This window comes from Streptomyces sp. Ru73 (genome assembly GCF_002920575.1).
Taxonomy (GTDB): Bacteria; Actinomycetota; Actinomycetes; order Streptomycetales; family Streptomycetaceae; genus Streptomyces.
Genome location: NZ_PQSQ01000111.1, coordinates 1 through 24,033, shown reverse-complemented (window position 1 = coordinate 24,033; position 24,033 = coordinate 1). Strand labels below are relative to the sequence as shown.

Here is a 24,033-nt window from a genome sequence, read left to right as displayed (position 1 = left end):
TTCGGCTCCAAGCCGCGGCTGATGCTGCCGGCGTACCCGCTGCTGCTGCCGCCGGCCGCCGCGCTGGCCCGGTGGCGGCCCCGGTACGCCGCGGCGGTCCTCGGCGTCCTCGCGGCCGGCTCCGCGCTCTACGGCGCGTTCTGGCTGAACGGCTCGGGCCCGCCGTGATCCGCCACTCCATCGGGTGACCGCGGCACTCCCGAGGGTGACCGCGGTGCACGGGCAAACGTTGCGTGACGCTCGGGGAAATCCGCGATAAACGCCGCCGCGGAGAATTGCATTAACCCGCTGGACACGCCGTCACACGGATGCCCCGGACGGGAAAGAGCGATTTAGTGAATTCCCTTGGCAGGGCCCTGCCGAATGGCTTGTTTGAGACGCATTCCACATCACATCGTCATTACAAAGCCGACGGTTTGACCAGACGCCTACATCACACGCGGTAACGTCGATTGAGTGCGTACCGATGAGAAGCCCGACCAGAGGGAAGGGCACCCGAGCGAGCGCGCCCGGCCGTATATGACACGAACACGCCACTGGCTGTTCGGCGGCACCGTGGCGGTCTACGCGTTGATCGTGCTCGGCGTGCTGACCACTTCTTCGCTGGTCACCCTGGACTGGCAGGTCATGCTGTTCAGGCCGTACAAGCAATGGCCCGACATCCATGCCTTCCTCGACTACTTCGTGGTGCTGGGCCAGCGCGGCCCCACCGCGGTCGCGGTGGCCGCGTGGCTGGGCTGGCGCTGCTGGCGGCAGCGGAACCTCCACCCGCTCCTGGTGCTGGGCGTCGCCCTGCTGATGCTCAACGTCACCGTGGGCGCCGCGAAGATCGGCATGGGCCGGCTCGGGCCGCACTACGCGACCACCATCGGGACCAACGAGATGTGGCTCGGCGGGGATATATTTCCGAGCGGTCACACCGCGAACGCCGTGGTCACCTGGGGTGTGCTGGCCTACCTCGCGACCACACCGCTGCGCCGCAGGATCCTTTCGGTGGTCGCCGCGCTCGGCGCGCTCGGCGTGGGCATGACCACCGTCTACCTGGGCACCCACTGGGTCAGCGACGTGCTGCTGGGCTGGGCCGCCGGCCTCCTGGTGATGCTGGCGCTCCCCTGGTGCGAGCCGGGCATGGCCTGGGCCGAGGCCCGGCTGATGGCGGTCTTCTGGCGGCTCCGCGCCCAGCTGGGCGGCGCCCCGCGGCCGGTCCCGGTGCCCGCGAGCCCGGCCGGCGTCACCGCCGGCGTCTCCCGCCAGCGCGCGGTCGGCGAGGACGGCGTCCTGGTCCGCGAGGCCGCCGCGGCCTCCGGCCGGCAGGGCCGTGCCCCCGAGACCTGGCCGCACCACCCCGCGCGGCCGCACACCGCCCGCTCGGAGCGCACTCCGGTCACCCCGTCGGGCAGCCGAAGACCGCCGCACGCGGACCGTGCCCCGCGCACCGCACCGGTCACCACGACCGTACGCGGCCGCTCGCAGGGCAGCTGACGCGACAGCCGTGCGGGGAGCCGGTACGCACCGCCCGCACGCACCACGGCCCCGGCGGCTCCCTTCCGAGGAGCCGGCCGGGGCCGTCGTCGTGCGGGGTGTTCGCGGGCCTCGGGGCCCACCGGTCAGCCCTTCCAGGACCGGTGCACGACGCCGTCCTTGACCTCGAAGTTCAGCCGGCCGGCCAGGAACTCCATGGTGAGGACCGCGCCCGGGGGCACCGAGCGCACGGTGCTCCAGCCCCGTTCGCGGGCCCGCTCCTCGGCCCGCTGCCGGTCCAGGCCGACATAGGTCTCCAGGTCGTCGTCCGGGTCTTGCGGAAGGTTCGGTACAGGCGCCATGGCGCAACCGTATGCCCCTGCGGCGGCGCGCGGAAGGGCGGCCGGGACACACCGAGGTGTTCCCGGCGTCCGGCATTGGTCACACTTCTGTCACAGCCCGCCGGGGCCGGTTTACCGCCACTTCCGTCACCCGAACGAGCCGTCGCGGTATCACTTCGGCAACGGAAAAAACCGGCCCGATTTCCGCTTGATCGGATTTCGTTGACGGGCCCGTCCGGCGCCCTTCGCGGCCCGGAAATCAATCGGTCCGGGCCCGCGCATTCCCCTCTACCCGATAGACATTATCGAGCGTCCCGTAATCTTCCGACGCCGCACACTCCGCTCACATATCCCGCACAACCTCCGGGCGGCGCGCGGGTGTACGACGGGCCCGCCGGGGTACGGCAGCACGGCCCGCCGTGCGGTGGCGCGAACATCCGACGCCCCCTCGCGCAAAGGGCGTTGCGCCGCGCATGATGTGGCCAGCCCCCGTACGTCCCGCCGTGGTGGCGCCCGCCGCCGACGGCAGCGGGCTCCGGTACGTCCTCACGACGAACGAGGTGGCACGGATGGGAACAGTGGCACCGGCGGCGGCCACCGGGACGGTCGCGGTCCGCCGGCCGGGCAGGGTCGTGGTCGACTGGCTGACGACGACGGACCACAAGAAGATCGGGCATCTCTACCTGATCACCTCGTTCGGCTTCTTCCTGACCGGCGGGGTGCTGGCGCTGCTGATGCGCGCGGAGCTGGCCAGGCCGGGGCTGCAGCTGCTGACGAACGAGGAGTTCAACCAGGCGTTCACGCTGCACGGCACGATCATGCTGCTGCTCTTCGCGACCCCGGCGTTCGCGGGGTTCGCCAACGAGATCATGCCGCTGCAGATCGGCTCGCCGGACGTGGCGTTCCCCCGGCTCAACATGCTCTCGTACTGGTTCTTCCTCTTCGGCGGCCTGATCGTGGTGGGCTCGCTGGCCACCCCGACGGGCGGCGCCGCCTTCGGCTGGACCGCGTACGCGCCGCTGAACTCGATGGTCCGCTCCCCCGGCATCGGCGCCGACATGTGGATCATGGGGCTGGCGCTGTCCGGCTTCGGCACGATCCTGGGCGCGGTGAACTTCCTGGCCACGATCATCGGGATGCGGGCGCCGGGCATGACGATGTTCCGGCTGCCGGTCTTCACCTGGAACGTGCTCTTCACCTCGATCCTCGTCCTGGTCGCCTTCCCGGTGCTCGCGGCGTCCCTGCTGGTGCTGGAGGCGGACCGGCGGTTCGGTTCGGTGGTGTTCGAGGCGGAGTGGGGCGGGACGCTGCTGTGGCAGCACCTCTTCTGGTTCTTCGGCCATCCCGAGGTCTACATCATCGCGCTGCCGTTCTTCGGCATCATCACCGAGATCATCCCGGTCTTCTCGCGCAAGCCGATCTTCGGGTACACCATGCTGGTCGCGGCGACCATGGCGATCACGGCGCTGTCGCTGATGGTCTGGGCGCACCACATGTTCGCCACCGGGGCCGTGCTGCTGCCGTTCTTCTCGCTGCTGTCCTTCATGATCGCCGTGCCGACGGGGGTGAAGTTCTTCAACTGGATCGGCACGATGTGGCACGGCTCGCTGTCCTTCGAGACGCCGATGCTGTGGGCGGTCGGCTTCCTGGTGAGCTTCCTGTTCGGCGGGCTGACCGGGGTGATCCTGGCGTCCCCGCCGCTGGACTTCCACGTCACCGACACCTACTTCGTCGTGGCCCACTTCCACTACGTCGTCTTCGGCACGGTGGTCTTCGCGACCTTCGCCGGCTTCTACTTCTGGTGGCCGAAGTTCACGGGGAAGCTGCTGGACGAGCGGCTGGGGAAGATCCACTTCTGGACGCTCTTCGTGGGCTTCCACACCACGTTCCTGGTCCAGCACTGGCTGGGCGTGGAGGGCATGCCCCGGCGGTACGCCGACTACCTGGCGGCCGACGGCTTCACCGCGCTCAACACCGTCTCCTCCATCGGCGCCTTCCTGCTGGGCGCCTCCACGCTGCCGTTCCTCTACAACGTCTGGAAGACCGCCAAGTACGCGCCGAGGACCGGCCTGGACGACCCCTGGGGCTACGGCCGTTCCCTGGAGTGGGCCACCTCCTCGCCCCCGCCGCGGCACAACTTCCTCACCATGCCCCGGATACGGTCCGAGTCCCCGGCCTTCGACCTGCACCACCCGCGGACGGTGCGGAGCGCGGAGGAGGACGCGCGGCTCAGGCCGACGCCCGGGACAGACGCCGGCTGATCTCCCGTATCCGGTCCTTGAGTCCATCCGGCTCGCGGACCTCGAACTCGAAGCCGGTCATCGCCAGCAGCACCACCAGCGCTTCCAGGGTCTGCGCACCGGTCCGCAGCAGGCAGCGGTCCGCTCCCGCCTCCTCCAGCGTGCCGACCGTCGGCGGGACGCGCTGTGCGGCCTCGGCGAGCGGCACGTGCAGCAGTACGGTCGCGGAGACCGGGTACACGGCGGTGGAGACGCCCTCGGAGACGTAGGCCGCCAGGTCCTCGGCGGGCGGGGTGCGGGGCGCGACGCGCGGCCCGTGCGGCGGCGTGGGGGTGATCCGGTCGGCGCGGAAGGTCCGCCAGTCCTCGCGGCCGGTGTCCCAGGCGACGAGGTACCAGCGGCGCTGGGCGCTGACCAGGCGGTGCGGCTCGACGGTGCGCCGGCTGACGGTGCCGTCGTGCGCCGCGTACGCGAAGCGCAGCTGCCGGCTGTCGCGGCAGGCGGCGGCCAGCTCGGTGAGCACGGCGGCGTCCACCCGCGGACCGGCGCCGCTCACCAGGGGGACGGTGAAGGCGTTCAGGGCGCTGACGCGGTGCCGCAGCCGGGCCGGGAGCACCTGCTCCAGCTTGGCGAGCGCCCGCACGGAGGTCTCCTCGATGCCGGCGACGCCGCCGGCGGCCGCGGTGCGCAGCCCGACCGCCACCGCGACGGCCTCCTCGTCGTCCAGCAGAAGCGGCGGGAGCTCGGCGCCCGCACCCAGTTGGTAGCCCCCGGCGGTGCCGGGGGCCGAGTGCACGGGGTAGCCGAGCTCCCGCAGCCGTTCGATGTCACGGCGGACCGTGCGCGGCGTCACGCCCAGCCGCTCGGCGAGGTCCGCACCGGACCACTCGCGGTGGGCCTGCAGCAGCGACAGCAGGCGGAGCAGGCGTGCCGAAGTCTCCAACATGCACCAGAGTCTGGCAGCGGTTGCGGACAGTTCTTGTCCGCAACCGCGTTTCCGCCCGCTCCGCCACCGGTCGTGTCGGCACCGCTACCAGCGGTACCAGCGCGCCCGTCCGCCACCTGTTCCGGTCGACCGGAACAGGAAGCCGAGGAGCCACACGACCAGTACCGCCACCGCGACCCACCACAGCGCCTTGAGCGCGAATCCGGCACCGAACAGGATCAGCGCGAGCAGAAGGACCAACAGGACAGGAACCATGATTTTGCACCTCCGCACTCCGAGTGCCCCATTGGCCGCGAGTCAATCGGAGGCATGTGAGGTACGGGTGGCAGGGTCGCCGCGGGGTGGTCAGGACGGGTCCTGGGGCCCCACCACCTGGACGGAGAGGTCGTTGTCGGCCGTGAAGTACGGGCCGACGCGTACCTGCCCGCCCGGCGCGCCGACCGGCATCGACGGGTAGGTGAAGATCTGCTTCTTGTCCGGCACGTCGTCCAGGATGCGCGAGATGCGCACCGGCTCGGCCTCCTCGCCGGTCCGCACCCACAGGTCCCAGCGCTCGGTGCCGGACCGCCAGTGGCCGGCCAGCGGGCCGAGCGGCAGGACGAACGCGAAGTCCGGCCCGTCCCCCCGCAGCGGGATCGTGACCGTGTGCCCGTCGTGCCGGGCCCGGGCCTCGGCCGCCGCGCCGGGTGCCAGCGCGGCACCGTAGAGCCGGCCCTCGACGGTGATGCCGTCGGGGGCGACCACGATCTCGCCGGCCTCCGCGTGCGGGCCGCGCAGCCAGCTGCGCAGCGCGAGGTTGCCGTACTTGGTGGCGTACGGGATCCGGACGCCGAGCCGGCCGATGGCGGCCAGCGGGCGCCGGTCCACCAGCGACCGCAGGTCGTTCAGGCCGGGCAGCAGCCGCTGCGGGTCCTCGGCGTCCCCGAGGTCGGCGTAGACGTTCCACCGTCCCTCGGGCAGCGCGACCGTGCTGGGCAGCACGGCACGCAGCCGGCCCGAGCCGTTCGGCCCGAGCGGCAGCCGGATCTCGTCCGCCGGGGCCTCGCCGCCGCGGAGCCGGAGCACCAGGGCGGCGCTCCAGACCGTGCCGGCGTCCTCGCCGGCCGTCTCCGGTACGGCGATGTCGAAGGTGAGACCGCCCGCGGAGTCCGCGATGCAGTCGGCGCGCAGGGCGGTCCGCTCCGGCGAACGGGTCTCGGACCCGGTGCCGGTGGCGGGCAGTTGCATCGACGCGCTCATGCCGTCCGCACTCCTCTCAGTGCGGCGTGCGCCGCGTCCTTGGTGGCGTAGGCGCCGCTCAACAGAGCTCCTCTGGTGCGGTGGACCGTGGCGCGCAGCGCACCCCGGCCGCCGCCGGTGGTCAGGTCGCCGAAGAGCGATTCGTACCGTCCCGCGATGCGCGCGGGATCGAAACGGGCGGATCGCGCGAGGGCGGCCCGGCCCATGCGCTGCCGGCGCTCGTCGTCGTTGATCAGCTCCAGCAGCGCGCCCGCGACGGCGTGCTTCTTGCCGACCGGTACCAGCCGGCCGTCCACGCCGTCCTCGATGATCTCGCCGGGGCCGTGCGGGCAGTCGGTGGAGACCACCGGCAACCCGCACCGCATCGCCTCCACAATCGTCATCCCGAAGGACTCCAGGCTGGAAGTGACGGCCGCGATGGACCCCTTGGCCCACTCCGGGTCCAGCGGGTTCGCCGGGCCCATCAGGTAGACGTGGTTGTACAGGCCCAGTTCGTCGATCAGGGCACGCAGCGCGGGCTTCTCCGCGCCGCCGCCGTAGATCCGCAGCCGCCAGTCCGGGCGCTGTTCGACGACCGTGGCGAAGGCCCGGATCAGCAGGTCGTACCGCTTGACCCTGGCCAGCCGACCGGCCGCTACGACCCATTTGCCGGTGCCGTCGGCGGGCTCGATGCCGGGCGCGGGGACGCTGTTGGGCACCGCCTCGATGCGTACGCCGGGCAGCCGCAGCCGCTTGCGGTAGGACCGCGCGTCCGCCTCGGTCACCGTCGTCACCGCGTCCAGCCGCGGGTAGACCGCGCGCAACTGGCGGGTGAGCGCCCGGCCGTGCGTGTCGAGGGTGAGGTGCTCCTGTCCGACGCGTGCCACGCCCCGCCTGGCCTGCCGGGCGATGTGGACGTTCAGTCCTGGCCGGGTCCCCACCACGACGTCGGCCTCCAGGGACCGCAGATGGGCCGCGATGCGCCGGTCGGTGAGTTCGCTGTACTGCCGGAAGCGGCCCTCGGCCGACGGGAAGACCCGGGCCTCCCGCAGGAAGGCCGGGTCCTGGCCGTCGTACTCCGGGCTGTCCTTGCGGAGGTCCACCAGATGCCGCAGCCTGACCCGCGCTCCGGGATCGAAGACCGGCACGTCACGGTGGCGGAAGACAGACACGACCTCGACGTCGTGGTGCTCCGACAGCGTGCGGGCGAGGTTGTACGTCGTCCGGATCGTGCCGCCGATGCCGTATGCGTTGTGAATCAGGAATGAGATATGCATCCGTCCCCGTATCCCATGGTTTTTGCGCGAACGTAGCCAGGCGTCCGCCTACCAAACGGTTAGACCGAGGCTGGAGGTTTCGGGTTGACTCCTCTCGCTATTTTGTTCCGGAAACGTGAGCAAATCGGTAGCTCCGGGCGGGAACCCCGGAGCGATGGTCCGCATCCGGGCGGGAGAGGAGTGCCGGTCCCGCGGGGCCGGTGCCGGGCCCGTACGCGACGGCCTCCCCCGCCCGCAGCCCGTAACGCCGCGCGCAGGCCGGCCAGGCGCCCCAGCCCTGCTGCTCCTGCACCCGCTCGGCGACCTGGATCTGCTCCTCGCGGGTGGCCAGGTCCGGCCGGGAGGCGAAGTTCAGCCCGCCGGCCGCCTCCCACGTGGCCTGCGTGAACTGCAGCCCGCCGTACAGGCCGTTGCCGGTGCGGGCGCCCCAGTCGCCGCCGCTCTCGCACTCGGCGAGGCATCCCCCAGGGCCAGTCCTTCTGAGAGCAGTGGGCGGTGGCCTGCGCGGCGTGCGCCGCCGTGCGGAGCGGTCCCGCCGGTCCGGCGGGCGCGGTGCCGGCCGCACCGTCGGCGGCGGCGCAGACGCCGGTGCCGGCCGCGAGCAGGGCCGCCAGGGCCGTGAGCGCGAGGACGGGCCGGCGGGCGGTACGGACAGCGGTGCGCGTGCGGCGGGCCGCACGGGGCGGCCGCGGGCGGGCCGTCGCACGAAGGTACGGGAAGAACTCCGACAGTTCGAGCATCGCCGCAGGCTAGCGGCGGTCCGGCGGACCGGGGCCGCGGCACGCGCCCGAACGGTGCGTGCCCCACCCGGTCGGGTGACCGGGCGGGGCACGCCGCGACCGCCGCGCCGCGGGGTCCGGGGGACGCCGGCGGTGGGGGCGACGGGGTCAGACCGCGAGGTGCTGACCGGGCTTGATCATGTGCGGATCGCCCCCGATGACCGACCTGTTGGCCGCGTACAGCGTCCGCCAGTCCGTTCCGCGTGCCGCGGCGATCGAGCCGAGCGTGTCGCCCTGACGGACCGTGTACGAGCCGTCCTGGCCGCCCCGGGAGCGGCCCCGGTCGGCGTGTGCGCGAGCCGCCCGCTGCTCGCTCGCGCGGGAGGCCGAGACCTCCCCGCCGGCCGATGGCGCGCGGCCCGAGGCGTTCGCCCGGACCGAGCAGACCGGCCAGGCCCCCCAGCCCTGGGCCGCCTGCACCTTGGCAGCGACCGCGATCTGCTCGGCACGGCCCGCCTGGTGGGCGCTGGGGGCGTACTCGTGGCCGCCGAAGGCGCGCCAGGTGGAGGCGGTGAACTGCAGTCCGCCGTAGAAGCCGTTGCCGGTGTTGATGTGCCAGTTCCCGCCGCTTTCGCAGGCCGCGATGCGATCCCAGACCCCGCCGTCGGCGGCGCTCGCCTCGGGGGCGGTGGCGGCCAGCAGAGCGAGCGGAGCCACCAGGGCCGCCCCGGCGAGGGCGACGGTTTCGCGACGCATGGAGCCCATTCGAAAAGGCATGGATGTCCTCTCGGAAAACCCGGGTCCTCCCCCGGACGGCGCGCCGCCGGGCGCTCAGGACGCCCGTCCGCCGCGCCGCCCCGCCCGCCGCGGGACCTGCGCCGCGCCGCTCCGCGCGTCTCGTGGGGCGCGGCGCTGCGCTGGTCGTGCTGTCGTGCTGCGTGCGGTACTGCCGTGCTGCCGGCGTACGGACGGCGGGCGTCCCCGGGCGGTGCTCGGTGCACACGGCCGGAGAATGTAGGGAGCCGCGCGGCGGGGCTTCAACCGATCCGCTGTCGGGGCAGGCCAGTCCCTCGTTACTAGAGGTACCGACGAGTTCCGGTCACCCCATAGACAGCGGTATTTCGGGATATGTCGACCTGTCGATCTCGGGGCCTGTGAGCCACCTCACCCCGTTCGAAATCGTGGCTCGCACAACGGGTGGCAGGGAGTGACCGGTTCCGGGGCCGGTGTTCACTCTGTGCGCCGATCGGTTCGATTCCGTTCACGCCCGCGCGTGACTCCTGCCACAGATCGCCCGTTGTCTTTTTACACGCCGGGAACCGCCCGGCAGCCGCACACAGATCGAGGAGTCAGCCGTGCCCCGCATGCTCGACGTCAGTGACGACGTCCGCGCCGAGATCGGCGACGAGGAGGCCGACCGCCTGCTGGCCGGCGACAACGCCCCCGGCGCTTACGACTGCACCTCCTGCCGCACCCCGGGCGACAGCGAACAGGAGCGCACCAGCACCGTCCTGTTCATCGGCGAGGAGACCGCCGTCCTGGCGTTCGCGCACGCCACCTGCATCCCCTCCCAGGTCGTCACGGTGGCCGAGGAGCAGCTCAAGGGCGCCGTGCGCTCCATCACCGGCGAGCCCGCCGAGGACCGGCCCGCCGCCCCGCCGGCGCCGCGCAGCGGCGGCGCGCCCGCCCCGGCGCCCCGTCAGGCGACCCTGGGCGTGACGTGCGGCCTGGTCCTGGTCGAGGACGACCTGCGTCCGGCCCTGGTGGTGGAGCCCAGCGGACCGATCGCCCGCCCCGGCTCGGTCGGCCTCGACGACGACTTCCTGCCGCTCCTGATGGAGCAGGGCTTCCGCCCGGTGACGGACATGACCGTGCTGCCGGCCGGCGGCACCGGCTGGTCCGTGCTGCTCGCCATGGGCCAGCTGCACGCCGTGCTCCAGGACAGCGGCGACACCGGCGGTCAGAACGCCTGGTGGAAGGCGCACCAGCCGCTCCCGGTCTCCGACGGCTGGCGCGCCGCTGTGAACAAGACCCGGACGGTGCTGGTGTACGCCGCGCCGCACGGCTCGATCGGCCAGCAGCCGCGCGAGGATCTGATGCGCGACGCGCTGGAGCGGGCCGCCGCGCAGGGGCAGCTGGTCGCCATGGCGATGCCGCTCGCCGGCACCTGAGCGTCCCGCTCCGGCCCGCCACGGGACGGCCGCCGCCCGGTCCGTGGCGGCCGTCCGGGCGACGGCGTACGGATGTCCGAGGCGTCACGCGCAGGCGCCGGAGGCCGTGCGCCATCGGCATTCCCGGGCACTCCGCACTTCCGCGTATGCCCCACGATCAGCCAATTCGCCCGCAAAGCCGCATCCAGCGGGCCTCCGGGTCGTTGGCTCAGACGTGCACCCATACGACCCGTCCCCCCGCGCCCCGTTCCATTCCATCCCCGGCATGCGCCCGTCGTACGAGCCCGCCGCGCACCACCTCGACCGTGGCTCGGCCACGCCGATCTACGACGCGCTCTACGCCGAGTACCGCCGCTCCTTCCGGGCCCTGCCCGGGGACCGTACGGGCGAGGACGACCTGAGTCCGGAGGTGCTGCGGCGGATCTGGCGGCGCAGCACTCCCGCAGCGGGCCGCCGGGAGGTGCCGCTGCCGCCGCAGCACTCCCGGAGCCACGTCCCGGCCGCGCTGCCGCCCGCGCCCCGCGACAACCGCCCGTACCACCACTGAGCCGCTGCTGAACCGCTTCTTCCGTACCGCCCCGCCGGGCCCTCCGGGTCCGGAAGGCCCCGGAAGAGCACGGAGCCCCGCCCCGGACCCCGGCGGGGGTCCGGGGCGGGGCTCCGGGAGCGGCGGCCGTCGCGGCCCGGCGTCCCGGCCGCGCGGCTACTTCTTCTTGCTGCGCTTCTCGCGGACCCGCACCGAGATGTGGATCGGGGTCCCGTCGAAGCCGAACTCCTCGCGCAGCCGCCGCTCGATGAAGCGGCGGTAGCCGGCCTCCAGGAAGCCGGAGGCGAAGAGCACGAAGCGCGGGGGCTTGGTGCCCGCCTGCGTGCCGAAGAGGATGCGGGGCTGCTTGCCGCCGCGCACCGGGTGCGGGTGGGACGCCACGATCTCGCCGAGGAAGGCGTTCAGCCGCCCGGTCGGCACCCGGGTCTCCCAGCCGGCGAGCGCCGTCTCGATGGCCGGCACCAGCTTCTCCATGTGCCGTCCGGTGCGTGCCGAGACGTTGACCCGCATCGCCCACGGGATCTGCACCAGGTCCCGCTCGATCTCCCGCTCCAGGTAGAAGCGGCGCTCCTCGTCGAGGGTGTCCCACTTGTTGTACGCGATGACCAGCGCGCGGCCCGCCTCGACGGCCATGGTGATGATCCGCTGGTCCTGCACGCTGATCGACTCGCTCGCGTCGATCAGGACGACCGCGACCTCGGCCTTCTCCACGGCGGCCGCCGTACGCAGCGAGGCGTAGTAGTCGGCGCCCTCCTGGAGGTGGACGCGCTTGCGGATGCCCGCGGTGTCCACGAACTTCCAGGTCTTGCCGCCCAGCGTGATCAGCTCGTCGACCGGGTCACGGGTGGTGCCGGCCATCTCGTTGACGACCACCCGCTCCTCGCCCGCGACCTTGTTCAGCAGGGAGGACTTGCCGACGTTGGGCCGGCCGATGAGGGCCACCCGGCGCGGGCCGCCGACGGCCGTGCCGAAGGTCTGCTGCGGCGCCTCGGGGAGCGCGTCCAGCGCGGCGTCCAGCAGGTCGCCCGTGCCGCGGCCGTGCAGGGCCGAGACCGGGTACGGCTCGCCGAGCCCGAGCGACCACAGCATGGCGGCGTCCGCCTCGCCGGAGGGGCCGTCGACCTTGTTGGCGCACAGCACGACCGGCTTGCCGGCCCGGCGCAGCAGCTTGACGACGGCCTCGTCGGTGTCGGTCGCGCCGACCTTGGCGTCCACGACGAAGACCACCGCGTCGGCGGCCTCGATCGCGAACTCGGCCTGGGCGGCGACGGACGCGTCGATGCCGAGCACGTCCTGCTCCCAGCCGCCGGTGTCGACGACCTTGAAGCGGCGGCCGTTCCAGTCCGCCTCGTACGTGACGCGGTCACGGGTGACGCCCGGCTTGTCCTCCACGACGGCCTCACGGCGGCCGATGATGCGGTTGACGAGCGTCGACTTGCCGACATTGGGGCGGCCGACGACGGCGAGGACGGGCAGCGGGCCGTGGCCGGCCGCCGCGATGTCGCCCTCGACCTCGTCCAGGTCGAAGCCCTCCTGCGCGGCGAGCTCCATGAACTCCGCGTACTCGGCGTCGCCCAGCGCGCCGTGCTCGACGTGCTCGTCGCCGGTGGGGATCTGGTCGTTCATGAAGTCCGTTCCTCGTTCTGCGTGGTCGGTGGGGCGCGCCGGAGGCGGCACCGGCGGTTCGTACGGCCGGTACGGCTCAGCGGCCGGTCAGGCGCCTGGCGTCGGTCAGGTGGGCGGTCAGGCGCTCCTGGATGCGTACGGTCGCCTCGTCCAGCGCCTTACGGGTACGCCGCCCGGATCCGTCCCCCGCCTCGAAGGCGTCGCCGAAGACGACGTCGACGCGGCCGCGCAGCGGCGGCAGCGCCGGTATCACCCGGCTGCGGCGCTCCGCGCTGCCCAGGACCGCGACCGGCACGATCGGCGCTCCCGAGCGTACGGCGAAGTACGCGAGACCGGCGCGCAGCGACGCGAAGTCGCCCTCGCCGCGGGTGCCCTCGGGGAAGATCCCGAGGACCCCGCCGCGCTCCAGGATGCCCAGCGCGTGCGTCACGGCGGTCCGGTCGGTGCTCGTGCGGTCGACCTTGACCTGCCCGATGCCGCGCAGGAAGGGGTCCAGCGGTCCGGCGAAGGCTTCCTTCTTGATCAGGAAGTGCACCGGGCGCGGCGCCGTGCCCATGAGCATGGGCCCGTCGACGTTGTGCGAGTGGTTGACCGCGAATATCACCGGGCCGGCCGGCGGCACCCGCCAGGAGCCCAGCACCCGCGGCCGCCACAGGCCGTTCATCAGGCCGATGCCGATCCGCCGCCCGACCGCGGCGCCGCCGGCGCTCGGGAGTTGAGCGGAGTCGGTCACCGGGCGACCTGCCCCGCCTCCGCCGCGGGACCGGCCTTCTCCGCGATCTTGGCTTCGATGAGGGTGACGACGCACTCGATGACCTGCTCAAGGGTCAGCTCGGTGGTGTCCACCTCGACCGCGTCGTCGGCCTTGGCCAGCGGCGAGGTCTTGCGGGAGGAGTCGGCGGCGTCGCGCTTGATCAGCGCCTCGCGGGTGGCGGCCAGGTCGGTGGCCTCCTTGCCCTTGAGCTCGCCGCTGCGCCGGGCGGCACGCGCCTCGGGCGAGGCGGTGAGGAAGATCTTCAGGTCGGCGTCGGGCAGGACGGTGGTGCCGATGTCCCGGCCCTCGACGACGATGCCGCGCTCGGCGGAGCCGGCGATGGTCCGCTGCAGGTCCGTGATCAGGCTGCGCACCTCGGGGACGGCGCTGACGGCGCTGACCGCCGAGGTGACCTCCTTCGTGCGGATCGGGCCGGAGGCGTCCTGGCCGTCGACCGTGATCGTCGGCGCGGCCGGGTCGGTGCCGGAGACGATCACGGGCTTGGCGGCGGCCGTGGCGATCGCGGCGGGGTCCTGGATGTCGATGCCGTTGTTCAGCATCCACCAGGTGATCGCGCGGTACTGGGCACCGGTGTCCAGGTAGCTGAGCGCCAGCTTGGCGGCGACCGCCTTGGAGGTGCTGGACTTGCCCGTGCCGGAGGGGCCGTCGATGGCGACAATCACTGCTGCCGGGGCGGTCCGGGCGGCGGTTTCCACGGTGACGAACACCTTTCCTTGTGCACGGGGCGGGGATCCTGGGGCCCGATGGGCCTCGGTCAAGGTTACCGGGTACACGCAGGCGTGTTTTCCCCGCCGGGGCGTGCGGGGTTTGTGACGCTTCCGGCCGCACCCGCCGACGACGGACCGGCCGCTACTGGCGGATGGACCAGCCGCGCTCGCGCAGCGCCGCGGTCAACACCGGCACCGCGGACGGCTCGACCGTGAGCTGGATGAAGCCCGCCTGCTGGCCGGTGGCGTGCTCGATGCGGACGTCCTCGATGTTGACGCCCGCCTGCCCGGCGTCGGCGAAGATCCGCGCCAGCTCGCCCGGCTGGTCACCGATGTGCACGGCGACGATCTCGTACGCGGCGGGAGCGGCGCCGTGCTTGCCCGGCACCCGCTCGCGGCCCGCGTTGCCGCGCCGCAGCACGTCCTCGATGCCGCCCGCGCCCGCGCCGCGCTTGTCCTCGTCGGCGGACTGCAGGGCGCGCAGCGCCTGCACCGTCTCGTCCAGGTCGGCGGCGATCTCCGAGAGCACGTCGGCGACCGGCCCGGGGTTCGCCGAGAGGATGTCGATCCACATGCCGGGGTCGGAGGCGGCGATCCGGGTCACGTCGCGGATGCCCTGGCCGCACAGGCGTACGGCGGTCTCGTCGGCCCCCTGGAGGCGCGCGGCGACCAGGCTGGAGACCAGCTGGGGGGTGTGGCTGACCAGGGCGACCGCGCGGTCGTGCGCGTCGGCGTCCATGACGACCGGGACGGCCCGGCAGAGCGCCACCAGCTCCAGCGCGAGGTTGAGCACCTCGGTGTCGCCGTCCCGGGCGGGGGTGAGCACCCACGGCCGGCCCTCGAAGAGGTCGGCGGTGGCGGCCAGCGGCCCGGACCGCTCCTTGCCGGACATCGGGTGCGTGCCGATGTAGGGCGTGAGGTCCAGGCCGAGCGCCTCCAGCTCGCGCCGCGGCCCGCCCTTGACGCTGGCCACGTCCAGGTAGGCGCGGGCCGCCTTGCGCCGCATCGCGTCGGCCAGCGCGGCCGCGACGTGCGCGGGCGGCACCGCCACGATCGCGAGGTCGACCGGGCCCTCGGGCTCCTCCACGGTGCCCGCGCCGAGCGCCGCCGCCGTACGGGCCTGCGCCGCGTCGTGGTCGGCGAGGTGCACCCGTACGCCGCGGGCGCTCAGCGCCAGCGCGGCCGACGTGCCGATCAGGCCCGTCCCGATGACGATCGCGGTCCTCACTGGGCGATGTCCTTCCGCAGCGCGCCGGCGGCGCCGAGGTAGACGTGCGCGATCTCCGCCTTGGTGAGGTCGCTCTCCACGTGCGCCAGGATGCGCACCACGCGCGGCATGGCGCCGGCGATGTCCAGCTCCTGCGCGCAGATCAGCGGGACGTCGGTGATGCCCAGCTTGCGCGCCGCGACGGCCGGGAAGTCGCTGTGCAGGTCGGGCGTGGCCGTGAACCAGACGCTGATCAGGTCGTCCGGCACCAGGCCGTTGCGCTCCAGGATGGCGGTCAGCAGCTCGGAGACCTGCTCATGCATGTGCTCCGCGTCGTCCCGCTCCAGCTGGACGGCCCCTCGGACCGCACGTACCGCCACGACTCTGCTCCCTCTGCTTCCGACACCTACCGGATCTTCGTCGGCGTGCCGACGAACCCGTGGTTCAGCGTATCGACCGCCGGGCACGGCCGCCGCGCGCGCCCGCCCTGCGAGACGGCCGTCTCAGTCCCAGAGCCGGCCGAAGGAGAGGAGTTCGTCGCGGTGCTCGATGCGGTCCACCCAGTCCGCGGGCCAGGCGCCGGCGCCGAGGTGAGCGCCGGCGAAGGCGCCGGCCAGGCAGGCGATGGAGTCGGAGTCACCGGCGGTGACGGCGCCGCGGCGCAGGGCCGTGACGGGCTCCTCGGGGAAGAGGAGGAAGCAGAGGAGGGCGGTGGCCAGGGCCTCCTCGGCGATCCAGCCCTCGCCGGTGGCCAGGCAGGGGTCGGTCTCCGGGTCGGGGTCGCGCAGGGCCGCGTCGAGGCGGTCGAGGACCCCGAGGCAGTCGTCCCAGCCGCGGGCGATGAAGGATTCGGGCGACGGGTCCTGAGCGTGCTTCCAGAGGTCGCCGAGCCAGTCGGTGCGGTAGACCGTGCGCTGGTCGTGGGCGTACGCGCGGAGGAGGGCCGGGAGCTCGGCGGGGCCGGCGCCCTGGGCCAGGGCATGGACCGCGTATGCCGTGAGGTCGCTGGCGGCCAGGCCGGTGGGGTGGCCGTGGGTGAGGGCGGACTGGAGCTGGGCGGCGCCGGCGCGCTGGTCAGCGGTGAGGCCGGGGACGAGGCCGATCGGCGCGACGCGCATGTTGGCGCCGCAGCCCTTGGAGCCGATCTGGCTCGCCTCCGTCCACGGGAGGCCCGGCTCGCTCAGGAGGCGGCAGGCGGTCAGGCAGGTGTTGCCGGGGGCGCGGTTGTTCTCCGGGGAGCGCCACCAGGCGACGTACTCGCCGCGTACGGGCGGTTCGAGTGCGGCCGCGTCGAGGGGGCCGCGTTCCATGGCCGTACGGAGGCCGCGGGCGAACGCCAGCGTCATCTGGGTGTCGTCGGTGATGTACGCGGGCGTGGGCAGGTCGAGCCCGCGCCATGGGCCGTACGCGGCCTCGATCGCCGGCACGCTCCTGAACTCGGTCGGATACCCGAGCGCGTCACCGAGTGCGAGGCCGATGAGCGAGCCGGTCGCGGCCGTGGACACCACGGATGCCATAGAAGAACCACCCCTTAATCGTCACGATGACATTAAGGGGTGGTGGGGCGCGGCCGCAAGCGGCGTCCTTACAGGTCGACCTCGCGCATCAGCATGCCGACCTCGGTGTTGGTCAGCCGGCGCAGCCAGCCGGACTTCTGGTCGCCCAGCGAGATCGGCCCGAAGGCGGTCCGCACGAGCTTGTCCACCGGGAAGCCGGCCTCGGCGAGCATCCGGCGCACGATGTGCTTGCGGCCCTCGTGCAGCGTGACCTCGACCAGGTAGTTCTTGCCGGTCTGCTGCACCACGCGGAAGTGGTCGGCGCGGGCGTAGCCGTCCTCCAGCTGGATGCCGTCCTTGAGCTTCTTGCCGATCTCGCGCGGCAGCGGGCCCTGGATGGCGGCGAGGTAGGTCTTCTGCACGCCGTACCGCGGGTGGGTCAGGCGGTGCGCCAGCTCCCCGTGGTTGGTGAGCAGGATGATGCCCTCGGTCTCGGTGTCCAGCCGGCCGACGTGGAAGAGCCGGGTCTCGCGGTTGGTGACGTAGTCGCCCAGGCACTGGCGGCCGTCGGGGTCCTCCATGGTGGAGACGACGCCGGCCGGCTTGTTCAGCGCGAAGAAGAGGTAGGACTGGGTGGCGACGGTCAGGCCGTCCACCTTGATCTCGTCCTTCTCCGGGTCGACGCGGACGCCCTGCTCGGTGACGATCCTGCCGTTCACCTCGACGCGGGCCTCGTCGATCAGCTCCTCGCAGGCGCGCCGCGAGCCCATGCCGGCCCGCGCGAGCACCTTCTGCAGCCGCTCGCCCTCCTGGTCCCCGAAGGTCTTGGGGGTCTTGACCGCGGGCTTGTCGTACCGGGCGCGGTTGCGCTCCTCGATCTTCGCGTCGTACTCGCGGGGGCGGGCCGGCGCCGAGCCGCGGCCGCGGGAGCCCTTGGCACCCCGGCCGTCCTGGCTGCGGGGGCCGCCGCCCTTCGCGCCGGTCTTGGGACCGCCCTTGGCGCCGCCGCGGGCCGCCGCGCCGCGTCCCTTGCGGGGCCCGTCACCGGGGCCGTCCGGGCCGGAGCCGCCGACGTCGTAGCGGCGCTCCTCGGGACGGGGGCGGCGCGCGCGCTGCTGCTTCTCGTCGCGCTTGTTGCCCGCGCCCCGGTAGTTGCCCCTACCGCTGCTGTTCCTGCCGCTGCTTCGCATCAACTATCCGTCTAGTTCGTCTGACCCGTGTGGGAGTCGCCGCTGTCGTCTACGTCGAACGACGGCACACCTTCCCGGGAGTCGCCCTCGACCGCGTCCGCCTCGGGGAGGAACGGGGCGAGCTCGGGGAGCTCGTCCAGGCCCCGCAGGCCCATCCGCTCCAGAAAGTAGTTCGTCGTCCTGTACAGGATCGCACCTGTTTCGCCTTCCGTGCCCGCCTCCTCGACCAGACCGCGCTGGAGGAGGGTGCGCATCACGCCGTCACAGTTGACGCCGCGTACGGCCGAGACCCGGGACCGGCTGACCGGTTGACGGTACGCGACCACGGCCAGAGTCTCCAATGCGGCCTGCGTCAGCCGGGCCTGCTGGCCGTCCAGGACGAAGGCCTCCACGGCGTCGGCGTACTCGGGACGGGTGTAGAACCGCCAGCCGCCCGCGACCAGCCGCAGGTCGAAGCCCCGGCCCTGGCGGGCGTAGTCGTCCGACAGCTCACGGAGCGCGATCGCCACGTCACGGCGGCGGCGCTGCAGCACCTTGGCGAGGTGCTCCTCGGTGGCGGGCTCGTCGACGACCATGAGGACGGCCTCGAGCGCCGGCTTCAGGTCGAGCGCCGCGACCCCGAGGGCGCCGGCCGGCGCTTCGGGGGCCTCGGGGGCCTGTGCCTCGGGGAGGTCGTACGTCTCGTCGGGACCCGCCGTCTCGTCGGGGCCGGCTGTCTCCTCGGGACCGGTTGTCTCTTCGGGACCGGCTGTCTCTTCGGGGCCGACGGCGGGGCCGGTCCGCTCCGTGCTGTGGGCGCTCATGCCGTCTCCTTCTGGCTCTTCTCGTCGGTCCGCTGCTCCGCCGGGCGGTCGAACTCGTCCGTGACGACCGGCTCGCTGCCGTCCTCCGTACCGGCCCAGCGGACCGTCAGCTCGCCCAGCGCCTCGGGCTGGTCCAGGACGACCGCGCGCTCGCGGTACAGCTCCAGGAGCGCGAGGAAGCGGGCCACGACGGTGAGCGTGTCCGGCGCGTCCTCGGTCAGCTCCTGGAAGGACGCTTCGCCCGCCGCGCGCAGCCGCGCCACCATCACCTCGGCCTGTTCCCGCACGCTGACCAGCGGGGCGTGGATGTGGTCGACGTACACCTGCGGCTTGGCCTTGGGCTGCATCGCCTTCACGGCCAGCTTGGCGAAGCCCTCGGCGCCGATGCTGATGACGACCTCGGGCAGCAGCTCGGCGTGGTGCGGCTCCAGGCCGACGGTACGCGGGTAGCGGCGCGCCTCGTCCGCCAGGCGGCGGCTGAAGACGTCGGCGACCTCCTTGTACGCGCGGTACTGCAGCAGCCGCGCGAAGAGCAGGTCGCGCGCTTCGAGGAGGGCGAGGTCCGCCTCGTCCTCGACCTCGGCGGCGGGCAGCAGCCGCGCGGCCTTGAGGTCCAGCAGGGTCGCCGCGACGACCAGGAACTCCGTCGTCTGGTCCAGGTCCCAGTCCGGGCCCATGGCCCGGATGTGGGCCATGAACTCGTCGGTGACCTTCGAGAGCGCGATCTCGGTGACGTCCAGCTTGTGCTTGGAGATCAGCTGCAGGAGCAGGTCGAAGGGGCCTTCGAAGTTCTCCAGGTGGAGGGTGAACTTCCCGTCCCCGGTGACGGTGGCGTCAGCCGGCTCGGCGGGCACCTCCCGCCCGGCCCCGCCCTCGGGCGCGTCCTCGGCCCCGGCCCCGGACTCGCCTTCGGCCCCCGCTCCGGACCCGGCCGGCTCCGGCCCGGTCTCAGTCGGCTCCGGCCCGGATTCGGCCGGCTCCAGTTCGGTCTCAGTCGGCTCCAGCTCGGCGGGCCCGGCCGTGGCGTCCTCCGGCCCGGCCGTGGCCGGCTCCGGTGCGGCCGTGGCCTCCGCCGGCTCCCCCGCCTCCGGGGGCGCGGTGGTCTCCGGCGCCGGCCCGGAGTCCGGGGGCGGGGTCGCGCCCGGGCCGCGGCCGAGTGAGCGGCGCGGGGTGCGCGGGGCGGGCGCTGAGGGGTCGTGGGTCGTCGGCATCGTGGTCCATACGCTGCGGTCCCGTGCCGTACGCGGCGCCGGGCTGGTCACCGGCGGAGTGGACCCGCCGGTGTCCGAAGGCTAACCCGGCACCCGCCGCCCGGCGGGGACCCGGCCGCCCGGGCGGCCGGAGTTCCGCAGCATGGCCCCCAGGAGCCGCTCAGCGGCCCCTCAGGCGCCGCACGAGGATGCTGGCGTCCCCGCGGGACTCCAGGTCCGCGAGGACGACCGCGACGGCCTCCCGGACGATCCGGCCGCGGTCCACCGCGAGGCCGTGTTCGCCGCGCAGGACCAGCCGCGCGTGCTCCAGGTCCATCAGTTCCTCGGCGGAGACGTACACGGTGATCTTCTCGTCGTGCCGTTCCCGGCCGCTGGGGCGGCGGTTCGCGCCCCGGCCGCGCCGCCGGGCGGTGCCGGCGGCCGGTGCCCCCGTGCCCGCCGCTGCCGCCGCAGCCGGCTCCTGCCGGCGGCGGCCCTTGCCGGCCTCGTCGGCCGTGTCGCGTCCGCTGTGCTGCTCCGCGGGCGCCGTGGCCCCGGACGCCGCGGCAGCGGGGTCGCCCTCCGGACGGCGCTGTGCGGCTCCGCCCTGCTGCGGCGCGGCCGGGTCGGCCTCACCGCCCGGCGCGGGCACCCGAGGTGCCTCGCCGTTCGCTGGGGTGCCGTTCGCCGGCCTGCGGGGCGAGGAGGACTGCAGCGCCGTCCCCCCGGTCGTGCGGAACAGCTCATCGGCGCCGGGCAGACTCACTCGGCGTGACACCGGGCGAGCACCTCCCTGGCGAGCTGTCGGTAGGCGGCGGCACCCACGGAGTTGGAGGCGTACGTGGTGATCGGCTCGCCCGCGACCGTGGTCTCGGGGAAGCGGACCGTGCGGCCGATCACGGTGTGGTACACGTGATCGTCGAAGGCCTCCACGACGCGCGCGAGGACCTCGCGGCTGTGCACCGTGCGCGAGTCGTACATCGTCGCGAGGATGCCGTCCAGCTCCAGTTCGGGGTTGAGCCGTTCCTGGACCTTCTCGATCGTCTCGGTCAGCAGCGCGACACCGCGCAGCGCGAAGAACTCGCACTCCAGCGGGACGATGACCTTGTGAGCCGCCGTCAGCGCGTTGACCGTGAGCAGACCGAGCGAGGGCTGACAGTCGATCACGATGTAGTCGTAGTCGGCCAGCAGCGGCTTCAGGGCGCGCTGCAGGGTCGACTCACGGGCGACCTCGCTGACGAGCTGCACCTCGGCGGCTGACAAATCGATATTGCTGGGGAGCAGGTCCATGTTGGGGACCGCCGTCTTCAGCAGTACCTCGTCGGCCGACATGCCCCGCTCCATGAGCAGGTTGTAGACCGTCAGGTCCAGCTCCATGGGGTTCACGCCGAGGCCGACCGAGAGGGCGCCCTGCGGGTCGAAGTCGACCAGCAGCACGCGGCGGCCGTACTCGGCGAGCGCGGCACCCAGGTTGATGGTCGAGGTGGTCTTGCCGACCCCGCCCTTCTGGTTGCACATCGCGATGATCTTCGCCGGGCCGTGCTCGGAGAGCGGCCCGGGGATCGGGAAGTAGGGAAGGGGCCGCCCGGTCGGGCCGATGCGCTCGCGGCGCTGGCGCGCGGCGTCCGGCGCGAGCGTCGCCGCGTACTCGGGGTCCGGCTCGTACTCCGCGTCCGGGTCGTAGAAGTGCCCCTCGGGCAGGTCGTCGTAGTCGGCGAAGCGGGCCGGGTCTGTGCCGCCCTGGTCGCCGGCCATGGCGTTCACTTGATGGCCGTCCATGCTCTGGTGGGCTGTCGTCGTCATGCTCTTCTGGGCTGCGAAGGTGTGGACAGCGACGGAGCCGACAGCCTCGTGCCCCGAGGGACCCTGGCCCCGTGCAACCGCTCCTGGTCGACCACCTCCGGGAGTAAATGTCGACTCATTCACAAGTCGTCTTACCTCCTTGGATGTGACCAGGAAACTTATCGATAGGTCAGCGTGACACCAAGCCGACGGTTGGCGACTCTATGGCGTGTCGGGCGTCCGCAGCAACACAATCCACCGGACCCGGCACGATGTGTCGGCAATGGAACACCCCGATGTCAAGGGCGCGCGGCGCACATCCGTGAGGTTTCGGGGGTACGCGAAAGGGTCGAAGAGAGACGTTCGTTACGAGTTGCGGAGGGCCCGTCGGAGGCCCTCCGGGAGCGTCAGCGGAAAACTGTCGCAAACGCGACCGGCCGGGCCCGAAAGTCTCAAGGCCCGGCCGTGCGCGTGGTGTTGACGCGCCGTGTTGACGAATCAGCCCAGCAGGCTGCTCAGCTCGACGGACTCCAGGCCGTGCGCCTCGGCGACCTCGGCGTAGACGACCTTGCCGTCGTGGGTGTTGAGGCCCTTGGCCAGCGCGGGGTCACGGCGCAGCGCCTCGACCCAGCCGCGGTTGGCCAGCTCGACGATGTAGGGCAGCGTCGCGTTGGTGAGCGCGTGGGTGGAGGTGTTCGGCACCGCGCCCGGCATGTTGGCGACGCAGTAGAAGACCGAGTTGTGGACCTGGAAGGTCGGCTCGGCGTGGGTGGTCGGACGGGAGTCCTCGAAGCAGCCGCCCTGGTCGATCGCGATGTCGACAAGGACACTTCCGGGCTTCATCTTGGCGACGAGCTCGTTGGTGACCAGCTTCGGGGCCTTGGCGCCCGGGATCAGGACGGCACCGACGACGAGGTCGGCCTCGACGACGGCCTTCTCCAGCTCGAAGGCGTTGGAGACGACGGTCTGCACCTTGGTGCCGAAGATCTTGTCGGCCTCGCGGAGCTTGTTGATGTCCTTGTCGAGCAGCGTGACGTGGAAGCCGAGGCCCACGGCGATCTGCACGGCGTTCCAGCCGGAGACGCCGCCGCCGATGACGACGGCCTTGCCCGCGTGGACGCCGGGGACGCCGCCGGGCAGCACACCGCGGCCGCCGGCCTGGCGCATCAGGTGGTACGCGCCGACCTGCGGGGCGATGCGGCCCGCGACCTCGGACATCGGGGCGAGCAGCGGCAGCTGGCGGTTGGCGGTCTCGACGGTCTCGTACGCGATCGCCGTGGTGCCGGACTCCAGCAGCGCGTCCGTGCACTCCTTGGAGGCGGCCAGGTGCAGGTAGGTGAAGAGCGTCTGGTCCTTGCGGAGGCGGTGGTACTCCTCCGCGATCGGCTCCTTGACCTTCAGCAGCAGGTCGGCGGTGGCCCACACCTCGTCGGCGGTGCCGAGGATGTTCGCGCCGGCGCCGACGTACTCCTCGTTGGTGATGGAGGAGCCGAGCCCGGCGTCCTTCTCGACGAAGACCTGGTGGCCGTTGCGGACGAGCTCGTGGACACCGGCAGGCGTGATCGCCACCCGGAACTCGTTGTTCTTGACCTCGCGGGGGATGCCGACCTTCACGTCGATCACGGTCCTTGAATGAGAGCTTGCAGAGAAATATCCGCACATACAGACGAATGACGGATGTGACCGCGAGAGCCGCGGCTCTGCCAGTCTATTGAAGGAGCTCTTGTTGTCTAGCCTTGCAAAGCAATTTCTTTCGCACGAACGGCCACCGATTTCGTAGGTCAGGCGGGGTGATCTGCGAGGAGTCCCTCCCCGAGGCCCCGGTGCAGCCTTGCCGCCGCGGGGTCCCCGAGCCGTTCGAAGGTGTCCGCAATCCGCAGCTGGAGCGCCGCCTCCAGCCGCCCGTCCGCCGCCTTCCTGGCCAGCTCCAGCGCCTCGAAGCAGCTCCGCAGCGCCTGCTCGGGCCGGCCCGCGTACTCCTGCACCCGCGCCGTCTCCCCCATGGCACGCGCCACTCCCACGGCGTCGCCGGCCCTGCGGTACGCGCCGTATGAGGCACGCCACTCCCGGAGCGCCTCGGCCCACCGGCCCGCATGGGTGTGCACCGCGCCCAGCCGCCCGTGGAGCCGGGCGGCGTCGGCCGTGTGGCCGCGGGAGAGCCGCAGCTCCAGGGCCCGGCCGTACCAGTCGGCGGCCCGCTGCCAGTCGCCCAGCTCGGCGTACGTGCCGCCCAGCGACTCCAGCGCGCGCCCGGCCGCGACCGCGTCCTGCACCGCGCGGGCCGACTCCAGCGCGCCCCGGTACCGCCCGAGCGCCTTCTCCGCCCGGCCCGCCTGC

Annotated in this window: 24 protein-coding genes; 4 read left to right on the top strand and 20 right to left on the bottom strand. The window is 72.7% G+C overall.

Annotated elements, in window-relative coordinates:
* Positions 1–456 precede the first annotated feature (456 nt).
* The gene (locus C3486_RS31695; protein WP_258053111.1) at positions 457–1,482 is read left to right on the top strand and encodes a phosphatase PAP2 family protein; all 1,026 of its coding nucleotides are present in this window, start codon (positions 457–459) and stop codon (positions 1,480–1,482) included.
* Positions 1,483–1,607: 125 nt separating this feature from the next.
* Here the strand turns inward: C3486_RS31695 and C3486_RS31690 are convergent, their stop codons facing one another.
* Entirely contained in the window at positions 1,608–1,823 is a 216-nt protein-coding gene (locus tag C3486_RS31690; RefSeq protein ID WP_103836305.1) for an I78 family peptidase inhibitor, read from the bottom strand.
* 548 nt (positions 1,824–2,371) lie between these two features.
* On the opposite strand from C3486_RS31690, the gene ctaD reads away from it, so the two are divergent.
* Positions 2,372–4,063, top strand: a complete 1,692-nt coding sequence (gene ctaD, locus C3486_RS31685) for a cytochrome c oxidase subunit I (protein WP_103836311.1) — start codon at positions 2,372–2,374, stop codon at positions 4,061–4,063.
* Here the strand turns inward: ctaD and C3486_RS31680 are convergent.
* The 6 genes from C3486_RS31680 to C3486_RS31655 form a co-directional block, all read right to left on the bottom strand.
* Positions 4,032–4,988: a YafY family protein gene (locus C3486_RS31680; RefSeq protein ID WP_103836304.1), complete on the bottom strand. Its 957-nt coding sequence runs from the start codon at positions 4,986–4,988 to the stop codon at positions 4,032–4,034. The two genes, ctaD and C3486_RS31680, sit on opposite strands and share 32 nt — an antisense overlap.
* 84 nt (positions 4,989–5,072) lie before the next feature.
* The gene (locus tag C3486_RS31675; RefSeq protein ID WP_103836303.1) at positions 5,073–5,243 is read right to left on the bottom strand and encodes a hydrophobic protein; all 171 of its coding nucleotides are present in this window, start codon (positions 5,241–5,243) and stop codon (positions 5,073–5,075) included.
* 90 nt (positions 5,244–5,333) lie between these two features.
* A complete protein-coding gene (locus C3486_RS31670) occupies positions 5,334–6,227 on the bottom strand; it encodes a hypothetical protein (protein WP_258053110.1) in 894 nt (297 codons plus the stop codon).
* Positions 6,224–7,483, bottom strand: a complete 1,260-nt coding sequence (locus tag C3486_RS31665) for a glycosyltransferase family 4 protein (protein ID WP_103836302.1) — start codon at positions 7,481–7,483, stop codon at positions 6,224–6,226. Before C3486_RS31665 ends, C3486_RS31670 begins: the two co-directional genes overlap by 4 nt.
* Before the next feature lie 97 nt (positions 7,484–7,580).
* Complete coding sequence (locus C3486_RS38850) at positions 7,581–8,048, bottom strand: transglycosylase family protein (RefSeq protein WP_103836301.1); 468 nt, start codon at positions 8,046–8,048, stop codon at positions 7,581–7,583.
* Positions 8,049–8,370: 322 nt separating this feature from the next.
* A complete protein-coding gene (locus tag C3486_RS31655; RefSeq protein WP_258053109.1) occupies positions 8,371–8,958 on the bottom strand; it encodes a LysM peptidoglycan-binding domain-containing protein in 588 nt (195 codons plus the stop codon).
* Positions 8,959–9,557: 599 nt separating this feature from the next.
* Here C3486_RS31655 and C3486_RS31650 point away from each other — a divergent pair.
* Positions 9,558–10,373 (top strand): hypothetical protein, encoded by an 816-nt coding sequence (locus C3486_RS31650; protein WP_103836299.1) that lies wholly within the window; start codon positions 9,558–9,560, stop codon positions 10,371–10,373.
* A 265-nt stretch (positions 10,374–10,638) separates the two neighbouring features.
* Positions 10,639–10,920, top strand: coding sequence for a hypothetical protein (locus C3486_RS31645; RefSeq protein ID WP_103836298.1), 282 nt, complete (start codon positions 10,639–10,641; stop codon positions 10,918–10,920).
* Between the two features lie 156 nt (positions 10,921–11,076).
* Here the strand turns inward: C3486_RS31645 and der are convergent, their stop codons facing one another.
* The 13 genes from der to C3486_RS31580 all read right to left on the bottom strand — a co-directional run.
* Positions 11,077–12,546, bottom strand: coding sequence for a ribosome biogenesis GTPase Der (der, locus tag C3486_RS31640; RefSeq protein ID WP_103836297.1), 1,470 nt, complete (start codon positions 12,544–12,546; stop codon positions 11,077–11,079).
* 76 nt (positions 12,547–12,622) lie between these two features.
* Positions 12,623–13,279: a 1-acyl-sn-glycerol-3-phosphate acyltransferase gene (locus C3486_RS31635; RefSeq protein ID WP_103836296.1), complete on the bottom strand. Its 657-nt coding sequence runs from the start codon at positions 13,277–13,279 to the stop codon at positions 12,623–12,625.
* Positions 13,276–14,028 (bottom strand): (d)CMP kinase, encoded by a 753-nt coding sequence (gene cmk, locus C3486_RS31630; protein ID WP_103836295.1) that lies wholly within the window; start codon positions 14,026–14,028, stop codon positions 13,276–13,278. Before cmk ends, C3486_RS31635 begins: the two co-directional genes overlap by 4 nt.
* 142 nt (positions 14,029–14,170) lie before the next feature.
* Complete coding sequence (locus C3486_RS31625; RefSeq protein ID WP_103836294.1) at positions 14,171–15,256, bottom strand: prephenate dehydrogenase; 1,086 nt, start codon at positions 15,254–15,256, stop codon at positions 14,171–14,173.
* Positions 15,253–15,615, bottom strand: a complete 363-nt coding sequence (gene aroH, locus C3486_RS31620) for a chorismate mutase (protein ID WP_103836293.1) — start codon at positions 15,613–15,615, stop codon at positions 15,253–15,255. The genes C3486_RS31625 and aroH overlap by 4 nt, the downstream gene beginning before the upstream one ends.
* Before the next feature lie 123 nt (positions 15,616–15,738).
* A complete protein-coding gene (locus C3486_RS31615) occupies positions 15,739–16,752 on the bottom strand; it encodes an ADP-ribosylglycohydrolase family protein (RefSeq protein ID WP_258053108.1) in 1,014 nt (337 codons plus the stop codon).
* 68 nt (positions 16,753–16,820) lie between these two features.
* Positions 16,821–17,921: a pseudouridine synthase gene (locus tag C3486_RS31610; protein WP_103836292.1), complete on the bottom strand. Its 1,101-nt coding sequence runs from the start codon at positions 17,919–17,921 to the stop codon at positions 16,821–16,823.
* 11 nt (positions 17,922–17,932) lie between these two features.
* A complete protein-coding gene (gene scpB / locus C3486_RS31605; RefSeq protein ID WP_258053107.1) occupies positions 17,933–18,724 on the bottom strand; it encodes an SMC-Scp complex subunit ScpB in 792 nt (263 codons plus the stop codon).
* On the bottom strand, positions 18,721–19,935 hold the full coding sequence (locus C3486_RS31600; RefSeq protein WP_103836291.1) for a ScpA family protein: 1,215 nt from the start codon (positions 19,933–19,935) through the stop codon (positions 18,721–18,723). The genes scpB and C3486_RS31600 overlap by 4 nt, the downstream gene beginning before the upstream one ends.
* A 160-nt stretch (positions 19,936–20,095) precedes the next feature.
* Complete coding sequence (locus C3486_RS31595; RefSeq protein ID WP_103836290.1) at positions 20,096–20,680, bottom strand: hypothetical protein; 585 nt, start codon at positions 20,678–20,680, stop codon at positions 20,096–20,098.
* Positions 20,677–21,840 carry a ParA family protein gene (locus C3486_RS31590; RefSeq protein ID WP_103836289.1) on the bottom strand — a complete coding sequence of 388 codons (1,164 nt, stop codon included), beginning with the start codon at positions 21,838–21,840 and terminating at the stop codon, positions 20,677–20,679. Before C3486_RS31590 ends, C3486_RS31595 begins: the two co-directional genes overlap by 4 nt.
* A 354-nt stretch (positions 21,841–22,194) precedes the next feature.
* Positions 22,195–23,310: an alanine dehydrogenase gene (gene ald, locus C3486_RS31585; RefSeq protein WP_103836307.1), complete on the bottom strand. Its 1,116-nt coding sequence runs from the start codon at positions 23,308–23,310 to the stop codon at positions 22,195–22,197.
* A 167-nt stretch (positions 23,311–23,477) separates the two neighbouring features.
* Positions 23,478–24,033: lipopolysaccharide assembly protein LapB (locus C3486_RS31580; protein WP_146075099.1), on the bottom strand; the 556-nt coding region annotated here is incomplete at its 5' end.